Raw genomic sequence first — 11,689 nt, 5'->3', positions numbered from 1 at the left:
GCATAGAACACCTGGAGATTACGTACGCCCGGCTTATCAGAAATCAATGGTCCCGGAGAACTTCACCAGTCGCGGGTCACCCTGGGTCAGGTAACCGCCGTTAGCCGAAGCCCAGTAGTTCTTGTCGGTCAGGTTCTCCACATTCACCCGCAAGGTCAGGTCTTTCTCCGCTACCTTCAACTTGTAGCGAGCACCGGCATCGAAACGGTTCCAGGTCGGCAGACTGACATTGTTCGCCGCATCGACGAACTGGCCACCGGTGCGCAGCATCCTCGCATTCAGCGCCAGACCCGACACGCCGGGCACGTCCCAGTCGACGCTGGCATTGAGCTGGAACGTCGGCACGCCGATGGCATGGTTGCCATCGTTGCTGCCGTTGGCGGTGTTTTTCTGCTCCGAGGTCATGCGCGTGCCGCCGGCCATCAGGCGCAAGCCCTGGACCGGCTCGCCGAACAGACTCAACTCCAGGCCTTTGTTGACCTGCTCGCCGTCGCGAACGAAGACGTTGTTCAAGGTGTAGCCGTCCGAAGGCTTCTCGATACGGAACACGGCCAGGTTCGCACCAAAGGTCTGTCGGTCGAACTTGATACCAGCCTCAAGCTGCTTGGTGCGGCCTGGCGGGAACATCTCGCTGGCGTTCGACACATTGGCTGGCGCCGTCGGCCCCTGCGCCAGGCCTTCGATGCGGTTGGCATACAAGGAAATGCTGTCGGTGGCCTTGAAAACGATGCCATAGACCGGTGTGGTGATGGACTCCTCGTATGGGTCGCCTTTGCGGCTTCCGTCATTCGCCAGGTTGGGCTGCCCTTGGGAAACAGTGCCATCGTAGGTGTAGCTTTCCACCCGCAGTTGCTGCCGTCGCAAGCCGTAAGTCAGCAACAGGCGGTCATCGAAGACGCCAATGGTGTCGGAAATCGCGATGCTCCGCGCGCGAGTCTTGCCGGTGACACCAGGGTCACCCATGTCGCCACCCGTGCTGGTGACCGTGCCCGGCTTGGCCTGCTGCACGGTGTCGTAAATGTTGGTGTTGATTGGCGAATAGAAGATGTAGGCGTTTTCCGCCTGGGTCCACATGGTATTGGCTCCCACGGCGATCTGGTGGCTGATCGGCCCGGTCTGCAGCCGCCCATTCAGGCCGGTACTGAAGCTGGTGTTGTCTTCGCCGTGCACGATGTCCGAAGCGGTCATCGTCGCTGCGCCGCTGTTGCCGACCAGTACCGGCGTGCCGTAGGTACCCTGCTCGCGCGTGTGACGGGCGCCGCCGGCGAGGTAGGCGGTCCAGTTGTCACTCAGGTCCCATTCGCCACGCACCATGCCGAAGGTATCTTCCGACTCACTGTAACTCCAGTTCTGGCCATAGTTGTGACTGGCATCCGGTGCGGTCGGGGCTTTGGTCGCGGTGCTGCCCAGGCGCACCGAATTGCGCAGGTGGTTGATGCGCTGTTTCTGGTAGCCGATATCAGCCGACATGCGGAAGTTGTCGCCGCGGTAGTCCAGGCCAGCGGTGAACAGCTTGGTGCGCTGGTCCTGGTCGTCGACGGCGGTTTCACCTTCACGCTGGCTGAGGTTCAGGCGCGCGCCGAAGCGGTTGTCCTCACCGAAGCGCTGGCCGATATCCAGGTGCTCGCCAATGCGGCCATCAGCGCTGATGTCCTGGGTGTAGCGGCGGGTCGGCTCATCGCCGGCGCGCTTAGGCTGCAGGTTGACGTTGCCGCCCAGGCCGGTGCCAGTCGGGCTTACGCCATTGAGGAAGGCATTGGGCCCCTTGAACACTTCGACCCGCTCGACGCCGTCGGTGGACATGATCTGTCGCGGCAAGATGCCGTACAGGCCATTGAATGAAATATCGTCGCCAGCCAACGGCAAACCACGGATCACGAACACCTTGGACTGGTTGCCGAAGCCGAATGATTCACGCACCGAAGGATCGTTGGCCAAGACGTCACCGATATCCTCCGCCTGCTGGTCCTCGATCACCTTGGCGGTATAACTGGTCATGGTAAACGGCACATCCATGTAGTCCTGGTTACCCAGCACGCCCATTCGCCCGCCACGGGCAACCTGGCCTCCGGCAAACTCGTCCGGTAACGCGTCGGGCCGCGCTTTCAAGGCATCGGCGCTGACATCGGTCGCCTCCAGCTGGATCGGCTCGGCAGCCTGCGCCATCAGAGTTACGGAACAGCAGATCGCCAGTAATGCGGGGCGTGAGGGAATACGGGAAGGCATTGGTAAATTCCTGACAGCGCTGAGGAAGTGAAACTAAATGTAAATGGTAATGCTTACCAAAAACAAACATCAACCCAGGTACGTGGCAAAGGGCTGCCATTTATCAGGATTTCTGATCACGATCGTCTTTCATCATCAGCCAGATCGGGCATACAGTCGCTGCTGTCACCCCTGCTCCAACGGTAGAGCTCATGCCCAGTCAACAACAAAAAAACGTCTCCCCTGCCCTCGAGCAGCTGATCCAGCGCGCCGGCCTGCCAGGCCCCACGCTCAGCGAAGCCCAGGCGCATGCCTTGCTGCAGATGCACTACGGCGTTGCCGGTGGGTTGTCGGCATTGGGCAGTCAGCAGGACCTGAACTTCCGGGTCAACACGGCTGGAGGGCAGTTCGTGCTCAAGGCCTGTCATGGCAGCTACGCAAAGGTGGAGCTGGAGGCGCAGCATGCCGCCCTCGCCTACCTGCGTGAGCACGGCCTGTCGGTGCCCGCAGTACATGCGGCGCACAGCGGCGAAAACTTGCTGGCCGTGGAGGTTGATGGCCAACCGCTGCGGGTACGCCTGCTCGACTACATTGACGGTCAACCGTTGACGCGTCTCAAGCACATGCCAGCGCAGGTGATGGCCGAAATGGGCAGGCTGTGCGCGCGGCTCGACAGCGCCCTGGCCGATTTCGACCACCCCGGCCTTGCGCGCACCCTGCAGTGGGACCCGCAACACGCCCAGGCGTTGATCCAGCATCTGCTGCCCGTCCTGCACAACACCGAGCAACGCGTCCGCATCGAACACGCCACCCGCGTCGCCGACGAACACCTCGCACCGCTGGTTGATCGGCTGCCAAGCCAGGCCGTGCACCTGGACATTACCGACGACAACACCGTCTGGGCCCGTGATGGCGAGCGCCAGTGGCAGTTGCAAGGAGTGATCGACTTCGGCGACCTGCTGCGCACGTGGCGCATCGCCGACCTGTCGGTGACCTGCGCGGCGCTGCTGCATCACGCCGAAGGCGACCCGCTGCGGATCCTGCCGGCGATCAGCGCCTACCAGGCGCTCAACCCGCTGACCGACGCCGAGCTGCGTGCGTTGTGGCCTCTGGTACTGAACCGCGCGGCAGTGCTGGTGCTGAGCAGTGCGCAGCAACTGGCCGTGGACCCGGGCAACCAGTACACCCGCGACAACGTCGCCCATGAGTGGGAAATCTTCGACACCGCCACCGCCGTGCCTTTCGCGCTAATGCAAGCGGCCATCCTGCAAGCTGCCGGCCTGCAGCCCGCCACGCCAGACCTGACCGGCTGCGCGCCGCTGCTGCCCGAACTTGCGGGGCAACCGGTGACGCGCGTAGACCTCGGCGTGCTCAGCGAGCATTGTGAAGCGGGCAACTGGGAGCAACCCGGCTTCGACCAACGTCTATTAACCCTGCACCCCGCCCCGGCCTGCAGCCTGCACGGGCAGTACCGCCTGTCGCAAACCCATATCGATCGCCCCGAAGAGCCCGCCACCTGCGCCCTTGGCGTCGAGCTGCATGTGCCCAACGGCAGCCCGGTGCAAGCGCCGGCAGCCGGCACCTGGCAGCACCGCGGCGACGGCCGGGGCTGCCTGCGCACCCCGCATTGGGCTTTGTGGCTGCAAGGCCTGGAAGACGCACCGGCAGACGGCCAGGCCGTGGAAAAAGGCCAGGCCCTGGGCAGCAGCTGCGGCTTCCTCAGCGTGCAGGTATGCCTGGACAATGGCATCCAGCCGCCGCGCTTCGCCACGCCGTCACAAGCCGCCGCCTGGCTGGCCCTGTGCCCGTCACCGGCCGCCCTGCTGGGCTTCGATTGCGATGCCGAGCCACTACCCGATCCACAAGCCCTGCTGGCCCGCCGCGACGCCAGCTTCGCCCGCTCGCAGAAGCACTACTACACGCAACCGCCGCACATTGAGCGTGGCTGGCGCAACTACCTGATCGACATGCAGGGCCGTTCCTACCTGGACATGCTCAACAACGTCGCAGTGCTGGGCCATGGCCATCCACGCATGGTTGCCGAGTCGGCGCGGCAGTGGTCGCTGCTGAACACCAACTCGCGCTTCCATTACGCAGCAATCACCGAATTCTCCGAGCGCCTGCTGGACCTGGCCCCCGAAGGTTTCGACCGGGTGTTCATGGTCAACAGCGGCACCGAGGCCAACGACCTGGCGATTCGCCTGGCCTGGGCCTACAGTGGCGGGCGCGATCTGCTCAGTGTGCTGGAGGCCTACCACGGCTGGTCGGTGGCCACCGATGCCATCTCCACGTCGATCGCCGACAACCCGCAAGCCCTGGAAACCCGCCCGGACTGGGTTCACCCGGTCGAAGCACCGAACACCTTCCGCGGCCGCTTCCGCGGGGCCGACAGCGCCGCCGACTACCTGCAAGACGTCGACGCCAAGCTGGCTGACCTCGACGCCCGTGGCCGTCAGCTGGCGGGCATCATCTGCGAACCGGTGTACGGCAATGCCGGCGGTATCTCGCTGCCCGCAGGCTACCTGCGCGCAGCCTATGCCAAGGTCCGCGCCCGCGGCGGGGTGTGCATCGCCGACGAAGTGCAGGTGGGTTATGGCCGCCTGGGCGAGTACTTCTGGGGCTTCGAGGAACAGGGCGTGGTGCCGGACATCATTACCATGGCCAAGGGCATGGGTAACGGCCAGCCACTGGGCGTGGTCATCACCCGTCGCGAAATCGCCGAGGCGCTGGAGGCCGAGGGCTACTTCTTCTCCTCGGCCGGTGGCAGCCCGGTCAGTTGCCGCATCGGCATGGCGGTGCTGGATGTCATGCACGAGGAAGGCCTGTGGGACAACGCCCGTGACACCGGGCGCTACTTCAAGGCACGCCTGCAGGCGCTGGTCGACAAGCACCCGCTGGCCGGCGCGGCACATGGCTCGGGCTTCTACCTGGGGCTGGAACTGGTGCGCGACCGCACCACCCTGGAGCCGGCCACCGAAGAAACCATGATGCTGTGCAATCGCCTGCGTGACCTGGGCATCTTCATGCAGCCGACCGGCGACTACCTGAACATCCTCAAGATCAAGCCACCGATGTGCACCAGCCGGGCCAGCGTGGATTACTTTGTCGACAGCATTGACCGGGTGCTGGGCGAAGGCCTGTAAGTGTCAAGGCGTGGGCCCGACAGCTGCGGCCCACGCCTGTAATGCCTCACACGCGGCCATGGCCACCTGTTCATCGGTGCGCCCGGTGAACTGCCGCTCGATCGCATCGGCGGCAATCAGCCCGGCAATGGTGGGCTTGCCGACAGCATCGGTCAGGTCCAGCCATTCCCCCCAGGTGGCGGGTACGTCGTACCAGCGCAGGTAGCCTGAGGGTGAGCACGGCCACCATCGCTCATCGAACTGCAGAATCACTTTCTCCAGCTTGCCCATCCCCAGATGCGCCAGCGCTCCCTGCTGGGTTTCAGGTAACGCAGGGGTAAAGTGCAACGTTTTCAGAACACCCACCGGGACTGTGCAAATGCAGAAGTCGCACACCTCTTCATTTACCTTGACGCGCGCGCTCGACCAGTCGATGTGGGTGACAGGACTGTTCAGGCGGATATCCAGGTGCTTCGACAGCAAGCCGACAAGCTCGCTGTAGCCGCCTGGCAGCATACGATCACCATGCCCGACCCCCTCTTCATCCAAGGCACAGACCGACAGTTGCTCGACGGGCAAACACGCTTCCAGTACAAGGTTGGCGTCGATGGCGAACTGCGTGGCACGCGCGAGCGCGGGGTCGAGTGTGGCCATGTAGCCACCGATCGCCTCAGACAAAGGTTGTTGCCGATCGAGACGCCTGGTCAAGGCATCCCAGGCGGCGTCGATATCCGGCACCGCCCCGCCGCGTGCTGCTGCAAGCGGGCAACTGAAATCGGTCTCGACGCAAACCAAGCCATGCTGAAGTGCAACAGCGGCCAATGGGTTCTCGGCGAAATGCTGAAGCCATGCCGCACCTTCATCTGCTTTCACGCCGCCCAACTCGACAGTGTGCGTGCGCCCACCCGTTCGCCCACGCGCCTCCAGCACCGTGCAATCGACCCCCCTTTCCCGCAAGCGTTGAGCGGCAGCCAGGCCTGCACACCCCGCACCGATCACGATCACCTTGCTCGCACCGGCACTCACGGCTGCCTCGGCGGCACGCAGCCCATCATTCCACGCACCATGAGTCATTGCCGGAGCGCTGGCATTACAAGCTTCTCCAGCGATGACCAAGCGCCCATGCAGCACTTGGCCCAGGGCGCTTCGATGCAACGGCGACCCTCCAGACAGCAAGGCACTGTAGGCACCGAGGCTGAATGGGTCGCAGCTCCAGTGGGTGACATGCCACGCGGTTGGTCTGTGCACGCTTTTCTCCATTGAGGGGGCTGTCCTGCAGGTGCATTAATGTTCATAATTTTTAGCCATAAAAGATGATCATCATCAGGTTTACTGACAATGGCCTTTACCAGCGACTCCCTGGCGATTTTCCTCGCGGTGCTCGATGCCGGCTCGTTCTCCGCCGCCGCCCGCAAGCTGGGCCGTGTGCCTTCAGCCGTGAGCATGGCAATCGCCCAACTGGAAGCGGAACTGGACCTGCCCCTGTTCGACCGGGCCACGCGCAAAGCCTTGCCCACCAACGCCGCCCTGGCGCTGGAGCCCCAGGCCAGGCAGGTCATCTGCCAACTCAACCTGCTGGATGCCCAGGCCCTGCAATTGCACAAAGGCCTGGAAAAGCGCCTGACCATCGCCATGGCGCCCGAGTTGCAGACCGGCCGCTGGAGCCAGCCGCTGGAAATCCTCGCCCAGGCATTTCCCAGCCTGGAAGTCGAGGTACGTTCGGCCACCCAGACCGAAGCCATTCGCCTGCTGCATGACGGCAGTGTGCAATTGGCATTGGTGTTCGAACGGCCCGGCATCGATGAGCGCGAATCCTTCCTCGAAGCCGGCAGCCAACTGCTGGTGGCCGTTGCCTCACCACGCCATCCAGCCGGGCAGAACAGCGGTACGCCATTGCCTGAAGAGGCCTTTGCCGAACAACGGCAGATCATCGTGGCTTCGGGCAAGGCCACCGGATCGGACCCGCGCATGGTGCTATCCCGGCGCATCTGGCTGACCGACAGCTACTTGGCCACGCTGGACCTGGTGCAGTCCGGGCTGGGCTGGGCCTACCTGCCGCAGCCATTGGTCGAACCGCTGATTGCCTCGGGCGCACTGGCCGAGGTGCGCTTCGACAACATGGCCAGCCGCCTGCGCTTGTGGGTAGACATCATCTGGATCAAGTCGCGCCCGTTGGGCCTGGGCGCGCGACGCTACCTGGAAGTCATGCGCCAGTTGTTCGAGAAGGAGCCACCCAGGGCCTGACCCCCTTGCGCGCGTCCAGGCCCTGCAGGCGTTCGCCCAGCCCTTTGGGCTGCGGGTTATGCTGTCGGCGCTACCAACCTGTAGCCAACCCCCGCCTCGGTAATGATGAACCGCGGCGCCGTGGGGTCATCGCCCAGCTTCTGTCGCAGATGCCCGACCACGATGCGCAGGTAGTGGGTATCCTCCGCATGGGTCGGCCCCCAGATATCCTTGAGCAACTGCTGCTGGGTAATCACCCGCCCAGGGTGCCCGGCCAATAGCGCCAGCAAAGCATACTCCTTGCGTGTCAATGCCACCTCCACACCCTCGAGCGTCACCCGGCGGAAGGCAAAATCCACCGTCAGCGGCCCAAAGCTGGCCGCCACTTCCGAGCCGCCGGCTTGTGGCACCTGGCGCAGCAACGCCCGCACGCGCGCGAGAAACTCCTGGATACCAAACGGCTTGGTCACATAGTCATTGGCGCCACCATCCAGCGCATCGACCTTCTGCACTTCACTGGCACGCACCGACAACACCATCACCGGCACTGCACTCCATTCGCGCAACTCACGCAGTACCTGCTGGCCGTCCATGTCCGGCAGCCCCAGGTCGAGCACCACCAGGTCCGGCTTGCCCAGTGCCGCCTGGGCCAACCCTTCGGCACCGGTGGCGGCCTCCAGCACCTTGTAGCCTTGCGAGGCCAGGCTGATACGCAGGAACTTGCGGATCTGCGGTTCATCGTCGATGACCAACAGGGTGGCGGAGTGGCTCATGGGGTTTCGCTTTCGGCTTCAGGTTGAGGAGGCAGCGGCAAGCATAGAGTGATGCTGGTGCCTTGGCCATCAATGCCTTCGCCCACCAGAATCTGCCCGCCATGGGCACCGATCATGCCCTGGCAGATCGCCAGGCCCAGCCCGGTACCCTGCCCGCCGCGATCGCCACGGGCGGCGGTGTAGAACATGTCGAAGATTTTCTCGCGGTCGGCTACGGGAATGCCGGGGCCCTGGTCGCTGACGGTCAAGCGCAGCTGGTCGTCATGCACGGCCACCTGCAGCTCAAGCCGACCATTGACCGGCGAAAAGCGTGCGGCGTTTTCCAGCACGTTGACCAGTGCCTGCTCGATCAACGCCGCATGCACGAACAGCAATGGCAGCTCGGCCGGCACGTCCGTGTGCACACGCAGCGGCGCCAGCACCACCCGCAGGCGGTTGAGCGCACTGCCGACGATATCCGCCGGGGCCACCCAGTCGCGGGCCAGCTTGAGGCCGCCATGGCCCAGGCGGGTCATGTCCAGCAGGTTCTGGATGTAGCGATCGAGGCGTTCGGCCTCGTTGCGGGTGCCCTCCAGCAGCTCGCGACGGTCTTCGGCCGGGATCGCGTCGCCCAACGCCAGCAGGCTGTCGATGCTGCCACGCATGGCGGTCAACGGCGTGCGCAAGTCATGGGATACGGAAGCCAGCAGGGCGCTGCGCAGTTGCTCGGTTTCGCCGTGCAGGCGTGCGGCTTCCAGCTGTTCGGCCAGGCGTGCGCGGGCCAGGGCCTGGGCCAGGGGCTGGCCCAGGGCGGTGAGCAGGCGCCGCCGTGGGTCGCTGAGCGGCTGCCCGTTGCGCGGGCGCACGCCCAGCAGCGCCAGCGGCTGATCGTCCACCGCCAATGGCCACCACCACCAGCGGCCATTAGGCAGGGTATCGCTGCCGTGGCCGGCGGCCTGCCCGTGCTGCCAGGCCCAATCGGCAGCCGCCCGTTCGGTGTCGCTGAAGGTGCAGGCTTCCCCGCTGGCCACTTGCAACTGGCCTTCGGCGTTGCGCTCCAGCAAGCACACCTGGGTGTCCTGCCAGCCGTCCAGGTGCTGGCCGGCAGCCTTGAATATGGCTTGGCGGTCGGTGGCTACCGTCAACCGGCGAGACAGGTCGAGCAACTGGCTGGTCTGCGCCTGGGTCTCGCGCAGCGCCTGCAACTGGCGACGCTGGCGCGCGGCCAGGTTGCCGGTGAGCGCAGCCATCAACAGAAAGAACACCAGGGTCAGCACGTCTTCTTCGCGCTGGATGGTGAACGAGAAGTTGGGCGGTATGAACAGGAAGTCATAGGCCAGGAACGACAGCGCGGCGCAAGCCAGCGCAGGTCCCAGGCTACTGCGCACTGCGACCAGCAACACCGCCGCCAGGAACACCAGCGAGATATTGGGCAGCGCCAGCACACTGGACACCGCCCAGGCCAGACCCGCAGCCATCACGGTGGCCAGCAGCGCCAGCAGGTAATGACGCCACACCCACACCCGCCGCACGGCTGAACGCGGCGCTGGCGGCTGCACGTCGCGGTCCAGCACGTTGATTTCCAGGCCACGGCTTTCGCGCAGCAGCCGCGCCGCCACACCCGCGCCGAACAAACGCCGACGCAGGCGGTTGCGGGATTGCCCGACCAGCACCAGGCTGGCCCGCCGCTCGACAGCATGCTGGATCAGCGTGCGGGCCACTTCGCCAGCACGCAGCAGCACCACCTCCCCGCCCAGTCGCTCGGCCAGTTGCTGCGCGGCTTGCAAACGATGCCGTGCGGTTTCGTCACGCAGGCGGCCGTTGTCCACATGCACCAGGCTCCAGGGCAGGTGGCGGCGCTGGGCCACGCGGCTGGCATGGCGCACCAGGCGTTCGGCCTGGTCGTCACCGTCTATGCCCACCAGCAACCGGCCGCGCAAGGCCGGCGCCTCCTGGCCGCGCTGACGATAGCCGTGGGCCAGGTCGGCATCGACCTGAGCAGCGGCGGTCTGCATGGCCAGCTCGCGCAGGGCGGTGAGGTTGGTTTGCGAAAAATACGCATCGATGGCCGCCCGAGCCTGCTCGGGCACGTACACCTTGCCTTCACGCAGGCGTTCGAGCAGCTCTCGCGGAGGCAGGTCGATCAGCACCAGCTCGAACGCCTCCTGCAGCACCCAGTCCGGCAGGGTCTCGCGCACTTGCACGCCGGTAATGTCACGGACCTTGTCGTTGAGGCTTTCCAGGTGCTGGACGTTGACCGTGGTGTACACGTCGATGCCTGCGGCCAAGAGTTCTTGCACGTCCTGCCAGCGTTTGGCGTGGCGGCTGCCGGGGGCGTTCGTGTGGGCCAGTTCGTCCACCAGGGCCAACGCCGGCGCGGCACGCAGCAGGCCGTCAAGGTCCATTTCCTCGAGGGTGACGCCACGGTACTGGCTGCGCAGCAAGGGCTGCTGATGCAGCCCTCCGAGCAACGCTTCGGTTTCGGCGCGGCCATGGGTTTCGACCACCCCGGCCAACACCTGCACGCCCTGGCGTTGCTGGGCGTGAGCAGCCTGGAGCATGGCGAAGGTCTTGCCGACGCCGGGGGCAGCGCCGAGGAACACCTTCAGCCGGCCCCGACCGGTGCGTGGGAGGTTGGCCAACAGCGCATCGGCGCGGGCGGAGTCACTCATGTTTCATCCTTTGCTTTTTCCAGCAGTCGGCCACTTCAGGGAAAGCCCCCTTAACGTGTAGGAGCGGGTTTACCCGCGAATACGTCAGTGGCACCACCACCGCATTCGCGGGTGAACCCGCTCCTACAGGCTTCCTGCCAGCGCTTCGATTACCTGACAATGGCGAGCTTTTCCAAGGCCTGGTTCAACGCCAGCACGTTGACCACCGGCGGGCCGATCAATGGGTGGAGGGTGGCCTGTTCCAGCAAGGCTTGCAAGCGCTCGACCGGCAGCTGCCGTGCCGCCGCCACCCGCGGGATCTGATAGGCCAAGGCCTCCGGTGGCAGGTGCGGGTCCAGGCCGCTGCCCGAGGTGGTCAGCAGCGCCTGCGGCACTGGCCCCTGCTGCGCCTGATACAACGCAGCCGCATCGCCCTTTACCCGCTCAGCCAGCGCCGGGTTGCTCGGCGACAGGTTGCTGGCGCCGCTGGCCACGGTCGCGTAGGCACCTGCCGAGGGCCGCGAGTGGAACCAGCCATCGCCCTGGAAGTCCTGGGCGATCAATGCCGAACCCCGCACCTGGCCTTGCGCATCACGTACCAGGCTACCGTTGGCCTGGTTCGGGAAAGCGACTTGGGCAATACCGGTCACCGCCAGCGGATACAGGGCGCCCGTCACCAGGGTCATCAACAAAGCCAGGCTCAATGCCGGGCGTAGATAAGCAGTCATGGCGGCCT

The 11,689-nt window shown here is 65.0% G+C and carries 7 protein-coding genes; 2 read left to right on the top strand and 5 right to left on the bottom strand.

What is annotated here, in order from left to right; translation table 11 throughout:
• Nucleotides 1–36 precede the first annotated feature (36 nt).
• Nucleotides 37–2,226: a TonB-dependent receptor gene (locus ACZ889_RS12560; protein WP_476257415.1), complete on the bottom strand. Its 2,190-nt coding sequence runs from the start codon at nucleotides 2,224–2,226 to the stop codon at nucleotides 37–39.
• Nucleotides 2,227–2,417: 191 nt separating this feature from the next.
• On the opposite strand from ACZ889_RS12560, the gene ACZ889_RS12555 reads away from it, so the two are divergent.
• Entirely contained in the window at nucleotides 2,418–5,348 is a 2,931-nt protein-coding gene (locus tag ACZ889_RS12555) for an aminotransferase (RefSeq protein ID WP_476257414.1), read from the top strand.
• Nucleotides 5,349–5,351: 3 nt separating this feature from the next.
• Here the strand turns inward: ACZ889_RS12555 and ACZ889_RS12550 are convergent, their stop codons facing one another.
• The gene (locus tag ACZ889_RS12550; protein ID WP_476257413.1) at nucleotides 5,352–6,587 is read right to left on the bottom strand and encodes a flavin monoamine oxidase family protein; all 1,236 of its coding nucleotides are present in this window, start codon (nucleotides 6,585–6,587) and stop codon (nucleotides 5,352–5,354) included.
• A gap of 78 nt (nucleotides 6,588–6,665) precedes the next feature.
• Between ACZ889_RS12550 and ACZ889_RS12545 the strand changes: the two genes are divergently transcribed.
• Nucleotides 6,666–7,571 (top strand): LysR family transcriptional regulator, encoded by a 906-nt coding sequence (locus tag ACZ889_RS12545; RefSeq protein ID WP_012051754.1) that lies wholly within the window; start codon nucleotides 6,666–6,668, stop codon nucleotides 7,569–7,571.
• 56 nt (nucleotides 7,572–7,627) lie between these two features.
• On the opposite strand, the gene ACZ889_RS12540 is transcribed toward ACZ889_RS12545, so the two are convergent.
• The 3 genes from ACZ889_RS12540 to kdpC form a co-directional block, all read right to left on the bottom strand.
• Nucleotides 7,628–8,323, bottom strand: a complete 696-nt coding sequence (locus tag ACZ889_RS12540) for a response regulator (RefSeq protein WP_121783128.1) — start codon at nucleotides 8,321–8,323, stop codon at nucleotides 7,628–7,630.
• A complete protein-coding gene (locus ACZ889_RS12535) occupies nucleotides 8,320–10,974 on the bottom strand; it encodes a sensor histidine kinase (RefSeq protein WP_121783127.1) in 2,655 nt (884 codons plus the stop codon). Before ACZ889_RS12535 ends, ACZ889_RS12540 begins: the two co-directional genes overlap by 4 nt.
• 149 nt (nucleotides 10,975–11,123) lie before the next feature.
• Entirely contained in the window at nucleotides 11,124–11,681 is a 558-nt protein-coding gene (gene kdpC, locus ACZ889_RS12530) for a potassium-transporting ATPase subunit KdpC (RefSeq protein ID WP_019750856.1), read from the bottom strand.
• Between the last annotated feature and the right edge of the window lie 8 nt (nucleotides 11,682–11,689).

It is taken from the genome of Pseudomonas sp. TE3895 (assembly GCF_056278855.1).
The sequence above is the reverse complement of the archived record's forward strand: the minus strand, read 5'-3'. Positions and strand labels throughout refer to the sequence as shown.